Here is a 19,954-nt window from a genome sequence, read left to right on the forward strand (position 1 = left end):
GCACATATCCGGAGGCATCGGCTCATGTTCATCCCCCCATCACATTTGCGGTGCTCACTTCTGGCGCCGACGTCCCCACCAGCAAGGACGACAGGATGGCAGCAATGCGCTGGCTGGCATGCCCATCGCCATAGGGATTGTGGGCTTGAGACATATGCTGGTAGGCCGCTTCGTCATCCAGCAATTCACTGGCGGACTGCACGATGCTGTCGGTTTCGGTTCCCACCAGCCGCGCAGTACCTGCCGCCAGGGCTTCCGGCCGCTCCGTGGTATCGCGGGTGACCAGCACCGGCTTGCCCAGAGCCGGGGCTTCTTCCTGAATGCCGCCAGAATCGGTAATGATCAGGTAAGAGCGCACCATCAGATAGACAAAGGGCAGATACTCCTGGGGGTCGATCAGGTGAATGTTGGCCACACTGGACAGCAAGGCGTATACCGGCTCGCGCACATTGGGATTCAGATGGACCGGGTAGACGAGTTCCACTTCCGGATAGCGTTCGGCCAGCAGGATCAGCGCACGGCAAAAATTTTTGAACTTCTCGCCAAAGCTCTCGCGCCGGTGGCCGGTGATCAGGATCATCCTCGACCCGGAACGCAAAAACGCAAAACTGTCGTTCATCCTGGCTTGCAACTGCGGCTGGCGCTGCAGCTTGTCCACCGTCAGCAGCAAGGTGTCCACCACGCTGTTGCCGGTGATGAAAATGCGGTCCGAATCCACCCCTTCCTGCCGCAAATTGCTGCAAGACTCCTCGGTCGGGGCGAAATACCAGGAGGCCAGGGTATCCACCACGCGGCGGTTCATCTCCTCCGGCCATGGCGAAGTCAGGTCACCGGTACGCAAGCCGGCCTCGACATGCCCCACCGGAATCTTGCGATAAAAGGCGGCCAGGCTCGCGCCCAGCGTGGTGGCCGTATCGCCATGCACCAGGACGACATCCGGCCGGACCAGATCCAGCACCTTGTCTATTTCCTGGATGAGCAAGGCCGTCAGCGGGGCCAGGCCCTGTGCCTTGTGCATCAGTTGCAAATCATGATCCGGCTTGATGTCGAACAAGTTCAGCACTTGATCAAGCATCTCCCTATGCTGACCGGTCACGCATACCTGAGAGACCACGCCAGGGCAGTTTTGCAGCGCCTGCACCACCGGAATCATCTTGATGGCTTCTGGCCGGGTACCAAATATCGTCAACACTGTAATCACGCCAATCTCCTTCGCTGAATACCTTTACCGAACATCAGACATGCACCTTGATCAGGTGCGAGGGATGTACCGCCGACTTGTACTGCCTCCAACCCTCTTTTTATTAATTTTTTATTTATTCATTCACAACAAATTTCTTAAAATAAGCACGCAATTGTTCCAGCCTGGCAAGGTCTCCTCCTCTAACTACGGTTTCAACAACGGCATTTCACTATGGCCGGAACCGTGTCATGACCACCTGCCCCCGGCCCGACGCCAGCATGCTGCAGCGGGTGGCCATACGCGGTGCGCCATCTTCGCGCACAACAGCCGCAGGGCTGGACACATCCCGGCAAACCCCGTCCCGTCAGGGCTTGAGCTTGCGTGGCCCTGCCTTCTTTCCTGGTGACAGGCATGCTGCCGGACGCCCTGCCAGCCCCGGCATGAGGCCTGACTGCATGCTGGGTTCTCTCCGTGATCTGAAGCCGGATGCTCAAGCACAGGATGCACAGAGTCTGTCTGTTGGCACACATAGCCATTTCCTGGCGGTCAGGCCACCACTACGTCGCAGTGTTCGCTGGCACACATACATTGTGCAATTTGTGCATTATGTTAATAGAGATTTAATCAATTGATTTAATATATGGAGGTGGTAAATGTTAGAGACATGCCCAGCCAATGGTCTGCTCACCGCCTTGCCAGAGGCGGAGTGGTTGCACCTCAGGCCCTTTCTCGAACAGGTGGAACTGCCGCTCGGCAAAACGCTTTACGAGTCGGGACACAAGCTCAGCCATGTGTATTTCCCAGTGACAGCCATCGTCTCACTGCTTTACGTGATGGAGAACGGCGATTCCACCGAGATTGCCGTGGTCGGCAATGAGGGCATTGTCGGCATCTCCTTGTTCATGGGAGGTGAGTCAACGCCAAGCCGGGGAGTGGTCCTGAGTGAGGGATATGGCTACCGCCTGCCTGCCAAAAACATCAAGGAAGCATTCGAGCATTCGCTACCGGTCACGCATCTCTTGCTGCGTTACACCCAGGCACTGATTACCCAAATGTCACAAACTGCAGTATGCAACAGACACCATTCGCTGGACCAGAGGCTATGCCGCTGGTTACTGCTCAGCCTGGACAGGCTGGATGGCTGCGAACTGCACATGACGCAAGAGTTAATTGCCAACATGCTGGGTGTACGCCGAGAAGGCGTGACCAATGCCGCACTGAACCTGCAGCGCGAAGGAATCATCAACTACACCCGCGGACATATCCGTGTACTGGACCGTCCGATATTGGAATCCCGCACATGTGAGTGCTATGCGGTGGTGCAAAAGGAGTACGAGCGCTTGTTGCCACAACTGCGGTCAACGTGAATGCTTGCCTGTGCAAGGTTTACAGCATGACCGGGCTGGAAATGGTTGTTGGGATGAGGCTGAGGCACCCAGCGCATTCAACTGTGAACAGCCCCGGCTTTATAGCCATCCAGACTGGTAAGCACCATAGAGCTGACGCTTAGTGCATCCGACTCCGATGGACTGACCTCCTCCCAACTAACCGAGCGGTCTAAGTTGGATATTTCCGGCTTCAAGATGGGCTAGCCGAAACTCGCTGGGAGTCCGGTCGCCCAGCGAACTGTGCGGCCTGAACTCATTGCAATCCCGCCGCCAGCACTCGATTTTGTCACGTGCCTCATCCAACGACAGAAACCAATGCACGTTCAGGCACTCATCCCGCAGGCTGCCGTTAAACGACTCGATAAAGGCATTATCCGTGAGTTTTCCTGGCCGCGAGAAGTCCAGCGTGGCGCCGTGCTCATAAGCCCATTGACCCAGCGCCAACGAAATGAATTCACTGCCATTATCGACCTGAATCCGTTACGGTATCCCGCGCAGGGTTTGTACGCGCGCCATGGTCGCCACCACGTCCGCGGTTTTCAGCGCGAAATCCACCGTGATCGCCAAGCGCTCCCAGCTAAAATTATCCACTCAGTTAACGCCCGGTTTTTTTGGCCATTGAACAGCTGATCGGCCACGAAATCCATGCTCCAGCACGCGTTCAAGTTGGAGACGGCCGGCCGGGTTTGTCGATGCGCGGCCGCCACCCGCAGCTTGGGCCGCTTGCGCCGCAGGTTCAGGCCGTCCTCACAATAGATCCGATAGGTCTTCTTGTGAGTGATCAACCAGCCCTCGCGCCGCAGCTGGATGTGGATGTGGCGCGCACCGTAACGAATGCGGGTGGCGGCGATCTCGCAGATTCGCTGCCGTTCTGCACGATCGTCACGCGGATGTGGGCGATAAAAATAGGTGGCCTGCCGCAGTTGAACGACGGCGGTGGCGCGACGAATGCTGACGCGGTACGCGTCGATCAGGAAGTTGGCCAGCTCACGACTGAGAGCCGGCTTCACGGCTTTTTTGGGAGGGCCTGTCCGGTTTATTGTGTTAACCAGTCATGCAAAGCAACGTACTGACAGACTGCTTTGGCCGAACTACCGTCTACTTGGCGGACTCACTGACTGTTGGTCGGCCGAAGCTGCCGTTTACTGTGAATGCGAAAACTGGCTGCATCGCTGAATGAAGCAGCCAGTCTTTTGTGGTGACTATCCTGACTTCTTTGGCTACGCTACTTGCAACGCTTGCGAACCATATCTGGAATTTTCACTATGCAAACCGATCTCCCAAGTCCGCACGTATCTGATGGGTGTCGTAAATAATGACTAGCTTCTCGATCAGGCCTTGAGCATTAAAGTCAAAGACATCGACGCAATCGAAACTAACCTTACTACCGTCTCGTAATACCCAGTCATAGCGAAAATAGGCATTGGCGGTGCAGTTGCCTTGCGTGCTCTGAAATAGGTCCAGCAAGGTAATGCTGCTATTGCCTGACGCATCGGCCAATTTTGAGTAAAACGGCCGGGGAGTTACCCAGCCCAGCAAGGGCGAGTAGATGCGGGCATCGGTGGTAAATAAGGCTACCACGCCATCAACATTGCCCTGTTCAAGTTGGTGCAGGTACTCTTTCAGTTTCCCGGCAAATTTGTTTGCTTCTGCTTCAGACATCGGACTCACCTGTTTCTGCTTGGAAGCCAGACCTTAGCAAGGATGATCGTGAGCGGCATATCGACTAATTCTGAACCAGGGGATGCAAAGGATGCATACCCCCTTGCTATCTTGACCCGGCCTTTGCCGTCCATGATGGGCTTGCAAGCCTTTGTCGCGGTGGCGAGTCTGGGAAGCCTCACCCGAGCGGCTCGGCAACTATGCCGTACCCAGGGGGCGGTTAGTCGCCAGATTCAACAACTGGAACAGTTTTATCAGCAGGTGCTATTCCATCGCACCCCCAGCGGCATGAGCATGACTCCTTATGCAGAGCGCCTGTATACCGTGGCGAGCAAAGCGCTGGGCGACCTGAACAGTTTTTTCTCGACTTCCCAGCAACAGCCAGACCGTATCCGGCTACGTTTGCCTTCCACCTTTGCCTTGCGCTGGTTCCTGCCCCGGCTGGATGCCATCCAACAGTGCTTGCCTGGTATCCAGCTGGAAATCAGCACCACGGTGATTGATCGTCCGGAGTTCGGTAGTGGCGATTTTGATACCATGATTGCGCGCGGTAATGGGCAATGGGAAGGACTGAGGGCAGCGCAGTTGTTTCCCGAGCAACTCACCCCGATGTGCAGTGCCGAGCTGTCGTTGGATCTGCAGGTGCCAGCGGACATGGCTCACTATCGACTGATCCACGCCAATGGTAGCCAGCAAGAATGGCAATCCTGGTGGCAAACATATGCGGTGGATCCCATGCCGGAGCAGCACCTGTTTTTCGATTCCTTGGACGCGGCAGTCAATGCAGCCACTCAGGGTTACGGTATTGCGTTGGCAGACCCACGATTATTTCAGGATCAGCTGAGCCAGGGCACCTTGGTCATGCCATTTCCCCAGTGGCATAGCGGTGAGTATGGCTACTATCTGGTGACGCCAGCTTCATCAGCGGACCTTCCAAAACTACACCTACTAGCCAAAACCCTGCATGCCTTGGTCTAAGACTACTTCATCGTGGGTTCCCACTAAGACCAGGTCATGGAGAGTGGTTTAGTTTCGGCCATAACGGTCATCTGGGTTGGGGGCAATCGGCAGCTTTACTGTGCTCACCAGTCATCTGGAAATAGCTATAGATGTTTTGTAATACCCACAGTCGGGAGTAAGTTTCAAAAAAAAAGCTGCCCGAAGGCAGCGCAATGTGAGACAAGAGAGAACTTCATTTGAATCCGAGCTGTGCCTTTCCTTGCAGGGAAAGCGTTCCCTCTGAGGCACGGCCAACAAAATTAACTTCAAAATTATCTTCCGGGAAATCAGGTGGGCTCATTCCCTGGAGAAACGCTGGCAGCTGGCGGGCCAGGTATTCATCGTTCTTGGCGCACCCCGGAATCGCCGCGATATACATGACGTTGCTCCAGTGACTACCATGGTGTTCATCTTCTACCGCGTGAATGACGTCGCTATGCCAGAAGACGGTATCGCCGGGTTGCATCTGCGGAATGGATGACAAAGCACCATCCAGTGCCTGATGCCACTCCGGTTTGATGGAAAGTGCTCTTCCAGGCAAGGCTCCGCACAAATCATCCTCAGGTACATCATCCTGCAAGGCACGCAATAATAAATAGGCCATCACATTGGCAATCGGGATCAGCTGTAAGGTACCGTCACCAGGGCCTTGAGGTGTCAGAGCTGTCCAACCCTGGAAAGTGCGAAACATCGAGCAAACAGCAGGCGAAGGAACCTCGCGGACCTCGGTACGGTATGCGCCATCAAACGGGTCATAGTCCCGCCAGTTGCCACTGAATACGTGCCGGTACACTTTACGGAAATTCTCGTCTAACCAGCGTTCCACCGAGCCACCGTCACAATGTGCTGAAAGTCCCAGCGAAGCTGACCCAGGAGGGCGTCGCCGCAAGCGGTCAGCATAGCTGGGTACTTGCTCTGGATCGAAGTGACGCTGCCCTTCACTTTCACTCAGCCACAGGCGGTTCAGGAATACGCGTGCCCGAGTTAGCTCTGCGGACTGCCTGGCCTCTACCTGGGGTTGCGACCAGTAGACACCATAGATCTGTGGCTTGCTGGATACGAGCTCCCCAAAATACTTATCTTCTGCCCGGTATTTGAGACGTTCATCCAGATTGTTCTCAGCCAGGTAGTGGCCGATTTGCTTATCCCACTCTTCGGCCTGTTCTGCAGCAAATACGCCTCGAATGACACATGCACCACGAGTCTTGATCGCAGTGCTGAGACGAGGATCTACCTTGTCCCCAGCGATGTCGGCGTAATTGATTTCCGGAATGACTGACAGGCCGCGCTCCTTCTCTTCCTGCAAGATGGCGGCCTGTCGACGCATGTCTGTTTCTACTTCCTTAAATACTTCGCGGTAATTGGGCAAGGCTGCGCGTAGCTGCTGCTTGGCCGCACGAATGGCATTGGGTAAATCCTCGATGTGCAGGGTATGCATCTTGTTGTCTCCTTTGGTGGAGGAGCCAGCATAAAACAGGGCGTTTGTCAGATGTGATACGATTAAGCCAAGTTATTTGCCTGATCTGCCATGAAAGCTACATTCGAGCATGTCACCCTGGCTGAAGGGTGTTCGCTACGGGTTTACCACCGCCGGCTGCAACATATTCCTTTCGAGTGGCATCACCACCCCGAATATGAGCTGACACTGACCTTGAACAGTCAGGGAAAGCGATATATCGGCGACTCAATCACCGACTACGGCAACAACGACCTGGTGCTGCTGCCACCGAATCTGCCGCATAGCTGGTCTTCCAATACGTCGATTGCGCCTGATGAGGATCAGGTGGCGGTCGTGCTGTGGTTTGATGGAGACTGGGCCAGACGGCTGGCTAGTTGTTGCCCGGAGTATGGTCCGCTACTGCGCCTGATGCGCCATGCGGGCTGTGGTCTGTCGTTTGGGCCGGATGCGGCAGCACTGATGCAGCAGCGACTGGATGAGTTGTTGTCTGCACTGCCAAGACGCAGGTTGATGGCGGCGCTGGACATCCTGTGTCTGCTGGCTGATGAGGTTGGTACGCCACTCGCGTCACCCACCGCATTTCAAACCATGGGCAGGCCGTCCGGACATCAGCCGGAACGAATCAATCGGATTTTGGCCATGATTGATGCCCAATTCGCCCAGCCATTAAGCATTGAGCAGTTGGCTGCTGCAGGTAGCTTGTCCTCGCGCTCATTGCACCGTTATTTCTTGCAGCATCTGGGGGAGAGTGTGAGTCGGTACCTCATGCGCATCCGCATTGCGCATGCCTGTCAATTGTTAGTGGATACCCGTTTGTCGATAGCCAGCATTGCCATGCAGTCTGGCTATCCGAATACCGCCAATTTCAATCGCCAGTTCCGCAGTCTCAAGCACATGACACCACTGCAGTACCGTAAGGCCTTCACCGACCGGTCAGCACCAGAAGCTGAGCAGGCTGATGATTTAAAGCGCAGGCCGTATTCCCTGGGGCATAACACAACAAATGCTGACTAATCCGACTCTGCTTTGTCAGGTGCTGCACTGACTGACGGATTCGATGCCGTGGGTGGCATGAACTCCTCCAGCTGAAGTAAGGCCCAGCGGACTTTGCTGCTGTTATCCGGCATGACTCGGGACAAGTAGGAGGCGTAATAAGCCATTGTGTCTGCTGTTTTCATGGGGAGGTTTCCTTAGCGTCAAGATGCTGTATCTTTCCCTAAAAACAGGCATGATTAAATTGCTGAAATTAATTTGAAAATTTCCTCTTTTATGCACCCGAAACGGCTTACCCAGCAGTACCACAGGCTCTATCAGCATTTTTCCGGACAGGAAGTTGATACCCAGTTGCAGCAATTGGCCGATATTGCCTGCTGTACCCGTAGGCATATGCGCAATGTGCTAAACGGTATGCAGCAACAGGGTTGGCTGGAGTGGCAAGCTCAAGCCGGACGTGGCGGACGTTCCAGGCTACGCTTCTGTTGCAAGCCGGAGAACTTGCGACGTGATAGTGCAGCCTCGCTGCTGGGACAGGGGAAAGTAGAACAGGCATTGGAAGTGCTTGATCATGACAAACAAGCACTAGCGACCATTTTGCTGCAGCAACTTGGCCAACATTGGCGGAACAACCGCCAGGTACTGAGTATTCCTTACTACCGCGCATTACCCAGCCTCTATCCTGGTACGGATCTGCGCCGTTCCGAGCGCCATCTCGTTCGGCAGATTCATAGCGGGCTAACTGTCATGAATGAGGAAAAAGGGGAAGTCGAAGCGGATGTGGCGCATCACTGGCACCAGCACTCCTCCCTGGAGTGGCACTTTCACCTTCGCCCCTGCGTACGCTGGCATGATGGTCGCCTGTTAAGCGTAGATGATGTAAAAGACAGTTTGCTGCGACTGCGACAACTTCCCTTGTTCTCACATATCCAGACAGTCCAGGCACTTACTCCGCGTTGCATCAGTATTGTGCTAAATGAAGAGGATGCGCGGCTTCCAACCTTGCTGGCAGACAGTGCGGCATTACTCCTTCCATCAAGCCACGCTCAAAACCCAGAATTCGCCTCGCACCCAATTGGTTGCGGTCCCTACAAGGTAAATGCCAATGATGACCTTCACTTGAGTCTGCAGGCTTTTGATGATTACTTTGGTTACCGTGCCTTGCTGGACGAGATTGATATCTGGATATTGCCCGAGCTAGGCGTGGAACAGAGGTCGGAACAGCAATCCACAAAAGGGCTGGAGGTGCAGGTTTCACCCGTGGCCAGTGCAGAGCAAGCGTACGCCATGGAGGCGGAACAAGGCTGTTATTTTGTACTGCTTGATTCACGCTCAGCTCTCCTGCGTAGCCAGGTTTTGCGTCAGCAACTATCCCATCTACTTTCTCCATTACTACTTATTCAGCATATCCCTCTGGATGTGCGGCAATACTGGACGGTGGCAAGCAGCTTGCTGCCGCAATGGTTTCACCTGCGTCAGCAACATGAAGTGGTGGGAATGCCTGTGCATGGCGCACTATCGCTGAACCTGGCTTATCCTGAGGATCAGCCTGACTACCCCGCAATTGCCCAGGCGATTCAGGACTGCTTGGCTGCTGCGCAGATCAAAGTAAGCTGCCACAGCATTAGCTTTACTGACTGGCAGCAAGGGCTTGGCGGGTTTGATATGTATTTGGGCTCAGTCAATTTTACCAGCGATATCGACTACGCCATTCCTGCCTGGCTACTAGGGACCCCACTGGTACGTAATGCGGCTTTTGACGCTCAGAACCACCAGGTGACTGACTTACATAGTGAATGGCGCAGAGGAGTACTGGATGCAGGTAATTTAACCGCGCATGTTCTCAGCCAACATACACTACTTCCCCTCTTTCATAACCGGCTACGCCTACAAGTCAGCGATGGCATGCAGGATTTGAAGCTCAATGCGCTGGGCTGGTTTGACTTCAAGTCAGCTTGGCATCGTTGATGCCTATCACTTGGGGGAGAGGTGTCGATCAGATTTTGTCCGAAGTTAGATGTAAACCGGTCGTTACTCCCTGCCATTCTCACGGACCGCTTTGGCCGAACTGTCGCCGACCTGACTGACGCACCGTCAGTTGGTCGGCCGCAGCTACCGTTCGGCCCTTCTGGTCTGAATGGTAGCGCTAGAGCACAAAGGCTCGACCTGCCCTGTCACTGTAAGATAGCTTTGCTAACCCCTGCTTGCCCCAAATCCATGCCATCCGTTACCAAAAACCTTGGTATCCGCCTTGCACAGGTAGCTAGCACGATAAAATAGCTGCTCTAGACCTACCTGATCCCCCCTATTGACCCGATACACGGCATTCTGAGGAAAGTGCACCAATCCACTCACCTCCTCTCTACTCAAGCCCAACGCACTTGCCCAGGCCTCATGTACCCGGTGGTAGTTGTTGGACTGCTCAGAGTTGAAATCACCCAGGGTATGGAACGCATGACCATTCAGGATGATCAGCAAATGGTAATGCACACTCCCGCACTCCCCTACTTCCCTCGCCCACACATAGCGCAGCATTGCCTCATGCGCATACGGATCAAGAGCAGTAGCACAGCTACGGTTGTAGCTGATCTTCTCCCGGAAAGAGGCAATAAACTTAACCAAGACATGGTTGCTTAACGCAGCCACATCGCAAGCAGTTCCTTCCGGGAACCGTAATTCCACACGAAAAGCAAACACACGGGAGCTACTTGAAAATGCCCTATTTATTACTTGATACAGTTTCTCCAGATATTCCAACACCAGCGGACCACGTCTCAAGTACACCGGCAAGCCATTAAACCAGTTCTCTTCAAATAATTTTTGATTAGTATTATACGGATTTCTAAGTCTAGTACTCATAAGCACCTCACAAATCAAGTCCAAGCAAGTAGATTGCTAGCACCTTGCAATCTAGTAAATATTTTCATCTAATTTCTAGTTTATTAGCTAACATGCCACACCATCCACAGCTGAATAAATGCAATCACATAACCTGAGACTGCAATTCAGACTAGCTTCAGTCTTTAATATATCTACTACCTAGAAATAAAATTACAAAAAGCTTTGGGGAAAGATGCATCATCTAGCAAGAACCCACCAGAAAACCCTCCTCCACCCCCACCATTTCACTCTGCAAAAATATCAGAACGTAGAAATAAAAAACGGGCCAATCAGGCCCGTCCACATTTCCGCTCTTCAATCCAACTGCTAATTTCATCTTCCAGCCATCCCACCGAACGCACCCCCAGCTTTACCTGCGAAGGAAATACTTTCTGCTTCATGTATAGATAGATAGTCGATCGCGGCAGCCCAGTCATTTCCATGACTGCATTAAGTCTTAAAATTTTCATGCTTTGGTTACCTTGCGTATTAGTCCAGAACATGTGCAACCGTTGTATTTTTTTGACTCACATCACATAACAGCCCAAGACCTATATCGTCGCGACTAGCAAGAAAACTGAAGGTGTCTCAAGCCCCCCCACAAGAACTCTCTGAGCAATCGTGGCAAAGAACAAGAGGAAGGCTCAAAAACCCAGCTCTGTTTCGAGAACGAAAAGTGTCTACCTGCATACAAGCCAAGTAAAAAGTAGATATTGCTAAAATTTTACTACTAAGAATATACTATTAAGCATATTGAACCCTTCAATAAAGCACTTTAAATTAATCACTAAATAATCTAGGCAACTACTAGAGATATACTAGAGATATGCAATGTCAATAACTAGAGATGATAAGTTAGCGCAAATTTTTGGCGGAGATAAAACCAATAGCCGATTTGAAAACTGGCTATGGATTTTCCTAAACATCCTAAACCCGAGATTGAATAGCGATGAATACGGCCCCAAAATAAGAAAAAAAATGGCCGATATACTTGAAAGCGAGCCGCAATTTAAAACCGCCGCCGTAAACTATGCAAATAACGGTTTTCTTCCAGATGTATATTTAACCTGGATAACCGATGATGAAAGGCAAGTAAAATGGCTTACTGGATATTTCTGTAGCATGTTAAATTACAACAAAAATTTAATGCCAACACTTTTAACAGGGAGAAATCGGGTTATATCTTTAATTGATGCACTCAACACTGACAACAGATCAAAACTTAACATAATTGAAAGTGCAAAAAGCGCATGGAATATACAGCAAGAAAAAGATCGCATTTTTGATTGGTTTAAAAATGATGAAGAAGATGATGAAAGATGTCAATTCGCTTGGACATGGATAAGAGACCACACCCATTATCAAATCCAGCACGGACCTGCAGTAAGAAGCATCCCTGACCTTATTCAGCTCTTCGAGCAAATAGCTCCAAATGAAGATTGGATAGAATTATCAATTGAAAAAATTAAAGTAGCGTGGCGCCAACGCAAGTACCGTCAAAACATGATCGGCAAAAAACAATATAACTTTGTTCTTTCTGAAAATACAGTTTACCTTCTTGACGGATTGTCAAAGAAATATGATCTAACCAGGGCAGAAATAATAGAGGTATTAATAAAAGCAGAGGCTGAAAAAGAAACATACATCTCAGAAAAAATTCGTAAAAGAAGCATCTTATTGGATTAAGGATAATATCCAACAATGTTGGCAAGCTGGAATGACTATTGCCACTCCAGCTTGCCAAGCGATATCACCGCCAAGGAAGCGGAGCTGGATCAATTAGATTCAAACTGGATAAGACACACAGAACGCTCAACCAGGCATTGGTAGCAGCGCCGTTGGGCCCACTCACTACCTGCCATATCTTGGAAACAGGCTACGCATCAAGTTGAGCAAAACGGCCGTCATCAGAAAATGCTCAGTTTAGGAGAGAAGTTTAATGTAGGTTTTTATGCAGGACAGATGAAATAGACAACAAAAAAGCCCTGAATAATCAGGGCTTTAATGTAGGTATCTGGCGGAGAGGGGGGGATTCGAACCCCCGTTAGGGTATTACCCTAAACACGCTTTCCAGGCGTGCGACTTAAACCACTCATCCACCTCTCCAGATGGCTGCTGAGGCTGTCTTTACTGCGTTTCGGCCTCAGAGGCTGCGCAGTATATAAGCCCTTAAGCAGCTGTGCAAGGATTTTTGTAAGCGGCATGCAAAAAAAGCGTGGCGCGGTAATCGCGGATGGCTTCACGCTCGCGCGCCAGCCAATTGGCAATGGCACGGCGGAATTGCGGATGGGCGATCCAGTGTGCCGAGTGGGTGATGACCGGGGTAAAACCACGGGCCAGTTTGTGTTCGCCTTGCGCACCGCCTTCGAAGCATTGCAGTCCATGCTGGATGGCGTATTCGATTCCGCTGTAATAGCACAGCTCGAAATGCAGGCAGTCCACGCTTTCCAGCGCACCCCAGTAACGGCCGTAAAGAGTGCCGCCGTCTTGCAGGCACCAGCTGGCGGCAATTGGCTGATCTCCCCTGCTGGCGATGAACAGAACGCAGTGGCCGGACAGTAAACGCCCTGCCATGCGGAAGAAATCCAGGTTGAGATATGGCGGCGAGCGGTGTTCCAGATAGGTCTGGCGGTAGCAGCGTTCGAAGAACTGCCAGTGCTGATCGGTAATTTCTGCACCGCGCAGTACTTGTATGCTGATGCCGGCATCGCGTACCTTGCGCCGCTCCTGGCGGATTTTCTTGCGCTTGCCTTGCGACAGGGCGGCCAGAAAAGCGTCGAAATCGGCATAGCCCTGATTTTGCCAATGAAACTGCACGGCTTCGCGCAGCAGCCAGCCGGCATCCTGCATGGGTGCCAGTTCGTCCTCGGCCGGAAACAAGATGTGAGCGGAGGAGAGTTGATGATCCGCCACTACCTGTTGCAGACCTTGCAGCAGCGCGGCCCGCGCCGGGGCCTCCCCCAGCAGGCGCTGGCCGGTAACCGGGGTGAAGGGCGAGGCCAGCAGCAGCTTGGGGTAGTAGTCCAGCCCGGCGCGTTGCCAGGCTTCGGCCCAGGCCCAGTCAAACACATATTCGCCACGCGAATGGCTTTTGAGCCAGGCGGGTGCCAGGCCTTGCAGCTGGCCGTGCTGCTCGCTCCAGATGGGCAAGGGCTGCCAGCCGGTGGCCGCGGTGGCACAGCCGCTGTCATGCAAGGCGGTCAACCAATGCCGCTGCATGAACAGGCCGGCATCAGCGGCCAGCCGGTCCCAATCTGCGGCATCCAGGGCATTGAGTTGATCGGCCAGATGCAGATTCACGTGGTTTCCTTTCAGGCAAGTGCGCATTCTTGGGGTAAAATCGACGCTATCCAAACCCATGGTTGTGTTCAACATGCGTATTGCGCTCGCTCAGTTCAACCCCGTTGTTGGCGATATCGCCGGCAATACCCGAAAAATTCTCGATCTGGCCCAGGCCGCCATCGCCCAGGGGGCGGATGTACTGGTGACGCCGGAACTGGCACTCACCGGCTACAGCCCGGAAGACCTGTTGCTGCGCGACAGCTTCTATCAGGCCTGTTCGGCCGCCATGGACCAGTTGCTGGAGCTCGATGGCATTACGCTGGTGATTGGCCATCCGGTCAAGCTGGGTCATGAACGTTTCAATGCGGCCACCGTACTGCGCGACGGCAACCGCCTGGGTCAGTATCACAAGATGCTGCTGCCCAACAATGAAGTGTTTGACGAGTGCCGCTACTTTACCCCAGGCGCCACGCCGCTGGTGTTCCAGCAGGGCGAACACAAGGTGGGTGTGCTGATTTGCGAGGATGTGTGGTCGGTGGACCCTGCCGCCGAGGCCGCCGACGCCGGGGCCGATGTGGTGGTGGTGCTCAATGCCTCGCCTTTCCATCGCAACAAGATTGAAACCCGGCACGAGGTGCTGCGCTACCGCAGCGAAGAAACCGGCCTGCCCTTTGCCTATGTCAACCTGGTGGGCGGTCAGGACGAGCTGGTATTTGATGGCGCGTCCTTTGCCGTCAACAAGGCGGGCGAGGTCGTCGCACAGGCAGCCGCCTATGACGACGAACTGCTGCTGATCGACTTTGCCGATGGCGACCTGCAAGCCGCTCCCGCCAGGGCCACCCTGCCCGACCCGCTGGAAAGCGTGTACCGCGCGCTGGTGGTGGGTGTGCGCGACTACATCAACAAGAACGGTTTCCCCGGCGTGCTGCTGGGCCTGTCCGGCGGCATCGACTCCGCCCTCACCTTGGCCGTTGCCGTGGATGCACTGGGAGCGGACAAGGTGCATGCGGTGATGATGCCGTCGCGTTATACCGCCGATATTTCCGTCATTGATTCGCGCGACATGATTGGCCGCGTGGGCGTGAAGTACGACGAAATTGAAATCTGGCCCATGTACGAAAGCTTCATGAATGCGCTGGCGGCCAATTTCAACGGCCTGGCGGAAGACACCACCGAAGAAAACCTGCAGGCACGCATTCGCGGCACCTTGCTGATGGCGCTGTCCAATAAAACCGGCAAGCTGGTGCTGACCACCGGCAACAAATCGGAAATGACCACCGGCTACTGCACGCTGTACGGTGACATGGCCGGCGGCTTTGCCGTGCTGAAGGATGTGGCCAAGACGCTGGTGTTTGCCCTGTGCCGCTGGCGTAACACACAGGGTGAAATCATTCCGGAGCGCATCATCACCCGTCCGCCTTCCGCCGAGTTGCGCCCGGATCAGAAAGACCAGGACAGCCTGCCACCTTACGAAGTGCTGGATGCCATCATGGCGCGCTATGTGGAAGAAAACCTGTCAGCCGAACAGATCATCGCCGATGGCTTTGCCGAGGCCGATGTGCGCAAGGTGGTACGCCTGCTCAAGATCAACGAGTACAAGCGCCGCCAGGCACCGGTTGGCCCCCGCGTCACCCAGCGCGGTTTTGGCAAGGACTGGCGCTACCCCATCACCAACAAGTTCAGCTGATTGCACAATGACGGCAGGCATGGCCACAACGGCTGACCTGCCGGTTTTACTGCCCGCAGCTGCACGCCGGGACACAGAATCAAACTCACTCAGGGATCATCATGAAGCTTCGCCCAGTCCTTGCCGCCCTTCCCTTCGCCCTGCTGCTGGCTGGTTGTGCCAGCCCACTGGCCGGCAAATCCGCCGATCTCGCCACCCGCCAGGTACTGCGGGAAAACCTGCAGCACGCCAGTTACAACTTCAGCGGTGAACTGGGCTTTACCTCGCTGCACGGCAGCAGCGCCGACGACGCCAAGCCACAACTGGCCTATACCATCAACCAGGTAGCGCGTTCCACCAAGGTGGCCATCAATGGCGCACTGGACCAGTCCAGCAAGCGCATGGAGCTGATTCCGTCCTTCCGCTTTGAACGGCGTAATATGCAGGCCAGCATCACCCTGCCCCTGCAACTGAACCTGCAGGATTTCTCGCTGCTGGTGGACCCTTCCGCCTTCGACCTGTTCGTGCCGGAGCTGTATAGCGAGCAAGCGCGTTTTGTCCGCTTCAAGCTGCCCAGCGACATAGCAACCAAGATTCCGCTGGATGCCATGTTCAAGGCACTGCCAGGCCTGGTGGATGAAGGTTACGGTACGGTGGACAAGCAGGTTTTTGCGCTGGAGCCGCTGGATGCCACTGCCCGCCAGCTGGGTGCCAGCTACCAGTTGCGCATTGCCATGAATCCGCTGCAAGAAAGCCAGGTGGTAGTACATATCGTGGATGGCCTGGTCAAGGTGATTCAACAGGAAGCCGAGCGCCAGGGTCGCCCGGAGGATGGCAAGCAGGCGGCCTCTGCCTCGCAACTGATACGGGCACTGACCCAACGCTCGGCCGCCGACATGCAAGCCAGTCGCACCGTGTCGCATCTGTATGCCAACCGTCAGGGCCAGCTGCTGGGGATGAATCAGGAAATCACGCTGGATACCCCGCAGCTGCATGGCCTGGCCTACATCCACCTGCGCTACCGCAATCACGGCAAGCCGGTGTTTGCCTATCAACCCGCAGCAGCGGATATCGTGGACTACGACAAGCTGCCCAAGCCGCAATGGCTGCAGGACCTGACCAAGTAAGCATCGCCAACACTCCTTAACAGCATGATCCGAACCGCCGCCCCCACTTGCTGTCACACTTTGCTGCCCAGCAAGGTGAGGCATGACAGGGGCGGCGCTTTCCATCCGGCGGTTGCCGGCACTGTCATGACAGTCACCTGCAATTGCCTCAAGGACCCCAGATGAAAAAATTTGCCCTGGCCATGCTGGCCACCGTGCTGGCCTTGCCGGTACAGGCAGCCGCCATTGCCCAGCTCAAAGCCTTTGTCAATGACACCAAAACCCTGTCTGCCAGTTTTACCCAGGTGGTCAGTTCCAAGAGCAAGCACGAAGAAGCCAGCGGCATGCTGGAAATTTCCCGCCCCGGCAAATTCCGCTGGAGCTACAACAAGCCCTACGAGCAACTGATTGTGGGTGATGGTAAAACGCTGTGGATTTACGACAAGGATCTGTCCCAGGTCACGCGCAAGAACCTGGACGGCGCACTGGGCTCCAGTCCGGCAGCCTTGCTGGCCGGCAATAATGCCATCGAGCGCGACTATGTACTGAAAGAAGCCGGCAAGCAGGGCAATGTGGAATGGCTGAGCGCCAGCCCGAAAAAAGCTGACAACACCTTCAACGCCATTCGCATGGGCTTTAGCAACAAGATGCTGGTGGAAATGGAGCTGACCGACAGCTTTGGCAACAACACGCGCATCCACTTTGCCGGCCAGCAGAAAAACCCGCCCCTGAGTGCCAGCCACTTCAGCTTTACCCCGCCCAAGGGGGTGGATGTCGTCAGCGGCGACTGAGCGTCCGCCAACCGACTTGCCCGCGCGGGCTCAGGGTGATGCCTCCCAGCCGGACTGCTGCAAAAAGCGGTCAACCTGCCGGGTATAGTCGCCCGCCGCGCCCAGTTGCTGGTTGATGTCACCGTGGCTCAGGTCCCGCGGCAATACCTGCACCACCACCCCGGCTTGCCTGCCTTTGTCAGCCAGCCCGCGCGCCTGCGTGCAGGACTCCACCCGCTGCAAGGAGCACACCGCCAACAGCGGCGGCGTGCCCGCGCTCAGCAACCGGGTGGGCGACAAGGTGGGCCAGCGGGTTGCATCAGTCCCGAAGGCCTTGTCGTACAAGGGCAGATGCGGCCCGCGCATGATGGCAGCCACATCCAGTGCCGCACTATCCAGCAGCACAGTTGCCAGCCAAGGCTGCACGGCATGGCGCTGGCGCAGCGCGGCATCGGTACTCAGCAAGCCCGCCAGATGCGCACCGGCAGAATGTCCCATCAATACCAGCTGCCGCTTGTTTGCCCCCCATTCGGCAGCATGCGCCTGCACCCAGGCCACGGCACTGGCTACGTCCTCTGCCCGCTCCTCCACCGGGGCCTGCGGCAGCAGGCGATAATCCAGCGACACCAGCACCACACCGGCAGGCAGCCAGTGTGCCAGCTTGTTATCCACCACATTGGCCGCCTGCTTGCTGCCCATGCGCCAGGCACCGCCGTGCACCATCACCAGCAAGGGCCGATCACGCCCGGCCTTGGTCGGTAGATAGACATCCAGTCGCTGCCGCACATCCGGGCCATACGCCAGATCAGCCAGCTTGCGCACTCCGGATGGCAGGCTGCGGCGACTGGCGACATCCTCCTCTGCCAATCCATCGTGACTGGCCGCCCGTTGTTGCAGCCAATCCCGCAATGGCCCGCCCACAGCCGGGAAAGCCAGGGCCAGCAATAGCAAAACCATGTATTTCTTCATCTCTCAATCCTTGTGCCAGCCGCTGCGGTGCGCATTGTTCAGCTGATATACTAGCAGGCCGTTTCTCCTGCCATATTAGCCGCCATGAATGATCTGTTTGCCCAGGAAGCGAAAAAACCGCTGGCCGAGGCGCTGCGCCCCGCCGCGCTGGATGAGGTGATTGGCCAGCAGCACCTGATCGGCCCCGGCAAGCCGCTGCGGCTGGCGGTGGAATCCGGCACTCTGCACTCGATGATTCTGTGGGGGCCGCCCGGCGTGGGCAAAACCACGCTGGCGCGCATTCTGGCGGGCAGTTTCGATGCCGAGTTCATTCCGCTCTCCGCCGTATTCTCCGGGGTAAAGGACATTCGCGACGCGGTGGAGCAGGCCCATGCCGCCCTGCAGCGCTCCGGTCGCCATACCATCCTGTTTGTCGACGAAGTCCACCGCTTCAACAAAAGCCAGCAGGATGCGTTTTTGCCTTTTGTCGAATCCGGCCTGCTCACCTTTATTGGCGCCACCACGGAAAACCCGTCCTTCGAGGTGAACTCCGCCCTGCTGTCGCGGGCCCAGGTCTATGTACTGAACAGTCTGGGTGAAGACGAACTGGTGTTGTTGTTCCAGCGCGCACGCGACAAGGGCGCACTGGACGGGCTGGAGTTTGACGACCAGGCCATCGCCGCCCTCACCGGCTATGCCGATGGTGACGCCCGGCGCTTTCTCAATCTGCTGGAACAAACCCGCACCGCCGCGCTGGCGCGCAAAACCGGCCAGATCACGCAGGACTTTCTGGCCGAGGTGCTCAGCGTCAACGCCCGCCGTTTCGACAAGGGCGGCGATGCCTTCTACGACCAGATTTCCGCCCTGCACAAATCGGTGCGCGGCTCCAACCCCGATGCCGCGCTGTACTGGCTCACCCGCATGCTGGATGGCGGCGCGGACCCGCGCTATCTGGCGCGCCGCCTGGTGCGCATGGCTTGGGAAGACATCGGCCTGGCCGACCCGCGCGCCATGCAGATTGCCAACGACGCCGCCGCCACCTACGAGCGACTGGGCAGCCCGGAAGGCGAACTGGCACTGGCACAAGCCGCCATCTACCTGGCGGTGGCCGCCAAAAGCAATGCCGGTTACATGGCTTACAACCAGGCACGCACCTTCATCAAGCAGGACAAGAGCCGCCCGGTGCCGGTACACCTGCGCAATGCGCCCACCAAGCTGATGAAAGAGCTGGGTTATGGCCATGAATACCGCTACGCCCATGACGAACCGAATGCCTATGCCGCCGGCGAAAGCTATCTGCCGGACGACATGCCGGAACCGGGCTGGTATCAGCCGGTACCGCGCGGGCTGGAAATCAAGATCGGGGAAAAACTGGCACAGCTGAAGAAGTGGGATGAAGAAGCCGGCAAGAAATAAGCCAGCCCGCACACTCCCCACTTGGCTGGCTTCATCAGCACAGCGGGTCGCCTATCAGCATCTACAAGCCTGCCATCAGCGCTTATAATGCGCGTCTGGCCTGCAACAGGCAGGACAAAGCCTGTCTGTTGCCGGTACACTTGCGCATTGCAGCACGCTGCTGCTGCCCCTGCGTTGGCACGACAGGGCGGCAAACACTGTT

At 55.4% G+C, this 19,954-nt stretch carries 16 protein-coding genes, 1 tRNA gene and 1 pseudogene; 9 read left to right on the plus strand and 9 right to left on the minus strand.

Translation table 11 applies throughout. The annotated features are described in order from the left end of the window. Positions 1-28: 28 nt before the first annotated feature. Entirely contained in the window at positions 29-1,201 is a 1,173-nt protein-coding gene (wecB, locus tag GSR16_RS12285; RefSeq protein WP_205677425.1) for a non-hydrolyzing UDP-N-acetylglucosamine 2-epimerase, read from the minus strand. A 635-nt stretch (positions 1,202-1,836) separates the two neighbouring features. On the opposite strand from wecB, the gene GSR16_RS12290 reads away from it, so the two are divergent. Continuing rightward, the gene (locus GSR16_RS12290) at positions 1,837-2,550 is read left to right on the plus strand and encodes a Crp/Fnr family transcriptional regulator (RefSeq protein WP_159877778.1); all 714 of its coding nucleotides are present in this window, start codon (positions 1,837-1,839) and stop codon (positions 2,548-2,550) included. 177 nt (positions 2,551-2,727) lie between these two features. Here the strand turns inward: GSR16_RS12290 and GSR16_RS21485 are convergent. Continuing rightward, positions 2,728-3,590: pseudogene (locus GSR16_RS21485) on the minus strand (IS3 family transposase); the annotation flags it as partial. Positions 3,591-3,834: 244 nt separating this feature from the next. Then, the gene (locus GSR16_RS12305; protein ID WP_159877784.1) at positions 3,835-4,233 is read right to left on the minus strand and encodes a nuclear transport factor 2 family protein; all 399 of its coding nucleotides are present in this window, start codon (positions 4,231-4,233) and stop codon (positions 3,835-3,837) included. Positions 4,234-4,365: 132 nt separating this feature from the next. Between GSR16_RS12305 and GSR16_RS12310 the strand changes: the two genes are divergently transcribed. Continuing rightward, the gene (locus tag GSR16_RS12310) at positions 4,366-5,211 is read left to right on the plus strand and encodes a LysR substrate-binding domain-containing protein (protein ID WP_159877786.1); all 846 of its coding nucleotides are present in this window, start codon (positions 4,366-4,368) and stop codon (positions 5,209-5,211) included. A 214-nt stretch (positions 5,212-5,425) separates the two neighbouring features. Here GSR16_RS12310 and GSR16_RS12315 read toward each other — a convergent pair whose 3' ends face one another. After that, positions 5,426-6,670 (minus strand): DUF1479 domain-containing protein, encoded by a 1,245-nt coding sequence (locus GSR16_RS12315; RefSeq protein WP_159877788.1) that lies wholly within the window; start codon positions 6,668-6,670, stop codon positions 5,426-5,428. Between the two features lie 90 nt (positions 6,671-6,760). On the opposite strand from GSR16_RS12315, the gene GSR16_RS12320 reads away from it, so the two are divergent. Beyond that, complete coding sequence (locus tag GSR16_RS12320) at positions 6,761-7,705, plus strand: helix-turn-helix domain-containing protein (RefSeq protein WP_159877790.1); 945 nt, start codon at positions 6,761-6,763, stop codon at positions 7,703-7,705. A gap of 237 nt (positions 7,706-7,942) precedes the next feature. Next, positions 7,943-9,652, plus strand: coding sequence for an HTH-type transcriptional regulator SgrR (gene sgrR / locus GSR16_RS12325; RefSeq protein ID WP_159877792.1), 1,710 nt, complete (start codon positions 7,943-7,945; stop codon positions 9,650-9,652). A 225-nt stretch (positions 9,653-9,877) separates the two neighbouring features. On the opposite strand, the gene GSR16_RS12330 is transcribed toward sgrR, so the two are convergent. Together GSR16_RS12330 and GSR16_RS12335 are read right to left on the minus strand one after the other, a co-directional pair. Beyond that, positions 9,878-10,543 carry an inovirus Gp2 family protein gene (locus GSR16_RS12330; RefSeq protein ID WP_159877794.1) on the minus strand — a complete coding sequence of 222 codons (666 nt, stop codon included), beginning with the start codon at positions 10,541-10,543 and terminating at the stop codon, positions 9,878-9,880. Between the two features lie 311 nt (positions 10,544-10,854). Next, the gene (locus GSR16_RS12335) at positions 10,855-11,067 is read right to left on the minus strand and encodes a helix-turn-helix transcriptional regulator (protein ID WP_338024027.1); all 213 of its coding nucleotides are present in this window, start codon (positions 11,065-11,067) and stop codon (positions 10,855-10,857) included. Between the two features lie 328 nt (positions 11,068-11,395). On the opposite strand from GSR16_RS12335, the gene GSR16_RS12340 reads away from it, so the two are divergent. Then, a complete protein-coding gene (locus GSR16_RS12340) occupies positions 11,396-12,250 on the plus strand; it encodes a ribbon-helix-helix domain-containing protein (RefSeq protein WP_124643827.1) in 855 nt (284 codons plus the stop codon). A 329-nt stretch (positions 12,251-12,579) separates the two neighbouring features. Here GSR16_RS12340 and GSR16_RS12345 read toward each other — a convergent pair. Beyond that, positions 12,580-12,670, minus strand: a tRNA-Ser gene (locus GSR16_RS12345). Between the two features lie 63 nt (positions 12,671-12,733). Beyond that, a complete protein-coding gene (locus GSR16_RS12350) occupies positions 12,734-13,864 on the minus strand; it encodes a GNAT family N-acetyltransferase (RefSeq protein WP_240902476.1) in 1,131 nt (376 codons plus the stop codon). 73 nt (positions 13,865-13,937) lie between these two features. Between GSR16_RS12350 and GSR16_RS12355 the strand changes: the two genes are divergently transcribed. The 3 genes from GSR16_RS12355 to lolA all read left to right on the plus strand — a co-directional run bounded on the left by GSR16_RS12355 (position 13,938) and on the right by lolA (position 17,409). After that, on the plus strand, positions 13,938-15,533 hold the full coding sequence (locus GSR16_RS12355; RefSeq protein ID WP_159877796.1) for an NAD+ synthase: 1,596 nt from the start codon (positions 13,938-13,940) through the stop codon (positions 15,531-15,533). Positions 15,534-15,634: 101 nt separating this feature from the next. Then, positions 15,635-16,639: a hypothetical protein gene (locus tag GSR16_RS12360; protein WP_159877798.1), complete on the plus strand. Its 1,005-nt coding sequence runs from the start codon at positions 15,635-15,637 to the stop codon at positions 16,637-16,639. A gap of 161 nt (positions 16,640-16,800) precedes the next feature. After that, on the plus strand, positions 16,801-17,409 hold the full coding sequence (lolA, locus tag GSR16_RS12365) for an outer membrane lipoprotein periplasmic chaperone LolA (RefSeq protein ID WP_159877800.1): 609 nt from the start codon (positions 16,801-16,803) through the stop codon (positions 17,407-17,409). A gap of 30 nt (positions 17,410-17,439) precedes the next feature. Here the strand turns inward: lolA and GSR16_RS12370 are convergent, their stop codons facing one another. Continuing rightward, a complete protein-coding gene (locus GSR16_RS12370) occupies positions 17,440-18,357 on the minus strand; it encodes an alpha/beta hydrolase (protein WP_159877802.1) in 918 nt (305 codons plus the stop codon). Between the two features lie 84 nt (positions 18,358-18,441). Here GSR16_RS12370 and GSR16_RS12375 point away from each other — a divergent pair, with 84 nt between their 5' ends. Further along, positions 18,442-19,752, plus strand: coding sequence for a replication-associated recombination protein A (locus tag GSR16_RS12375; protein ID WP_159877804.1), 1,311 nt, complete (start codon positions 18,442-18,444; stop codon positions 19,750-19,752). The last annotated feature ends 202 nt before the right edge of the window (positions 19,753-19,954 follow it).

The organism is Aquitalea denitrificans (assembly GCF_009856625.1).
Taxonomy (GTDB): domain Bacteria; phylum Pseudomonadota; class Gammaproteobacteria; order Burkholderiales; family Chromobacteriaceae; genus Aquitalea; species Aquitalea denitrificans.

Bases quoted from the DNA above. Each gene is read 5' to 3' on its own strand.
- GSR16_RS12290 (WP_159877778.1), top strand. From the start codon at position 1,837: ATGTTAGAGACATGCCCAGCCAATGGTCTGCTCACCGCCTTGCCAGAG.
- GSR16_RS12305 (WP_159877784.1), bottom strand. From the start codon at position 4,233: ATGTCTGAAGCAGAAGCAAACAAATTTGCCGGGAAACTGAAAGAGTAC.
- GSR16_RS12310 (WP_159877786.1), top strand. From the start codon at position 4,366: ATGATGGGCTTGCAAGCCTTTGTCGCGGTGGCGAGTCTGGGAAGCCTC.
- GSR16_RS12315 (WP_159877788.1), bottom strand. From the start codon at position 6,670: ATGCATACCCTGCACATCGAGGATTTACCCAATGCCATTCGTGCGGCC.
- GSR16_RS12320 (WP_159877790.1), top strand. From the start codon at position 6,761: ATGAAAGCTACATTCGAGCATGTCACCCTGGCTGAAGGGTGTTCGCTA.
- GSR16_RS12330 (WP_159877794.1), bottom strand. From the start codon at position 10,543: ATGAGTACTAGACTTAGAAATCCGTATAATACTAATCAAAAATTATTT.
- GSR16_RS12335 (WP_338024027.1), bottom strand. From the start codon at position 11,067: ATGTTCTGGACTAATACGCAAGGTAACCAAAGCATGAAAATTTTAAGA.
- GSR16_RS12340 (WP_124643827.1), top strand. From the start codon at position 11,396: ATGTCAATAACTAGAGATGATAAGTTAGCGCAAATTTTTGGCGGAGAT.
- GSR16_RS12355 (WP_159877796.1), top strand. From the start codon at position 13,938: ATGCGTATTGCGCTCGCTCAGTTCAACCCCGTTGTTGGCGATATCGCC.
- GSR16_RS12360 (WP_159877798.1), top strand. From the start codon at position 15,635: ATGAAGCTTCGCCCAGTCCTTGCCGCCCTTCCCTTCGCCCTGCTGCTG.
- lolA (WP_159877800.1), top strand. From the start codon at position 16,801: ATGAAAAAATTTGCCCTGGCCATGCTGGCCACCGTGCTGGCCTTGCCG.
- GSR16_RS12370 (WP_159877802.1), bottom strand. From the start codon at position 18,357: ATGAAGAAATACATGGTTTTGCTATTGCTGGCCCTGGCTTTCCCGGCT.
- GSR16_RS12375 (WP_159877804.1), top strand. From the start codon at position 18,442: ATGAATGATCTGTTTGCCCAGGAAGCGAAAAAACCGCTGGCCGAGGCG.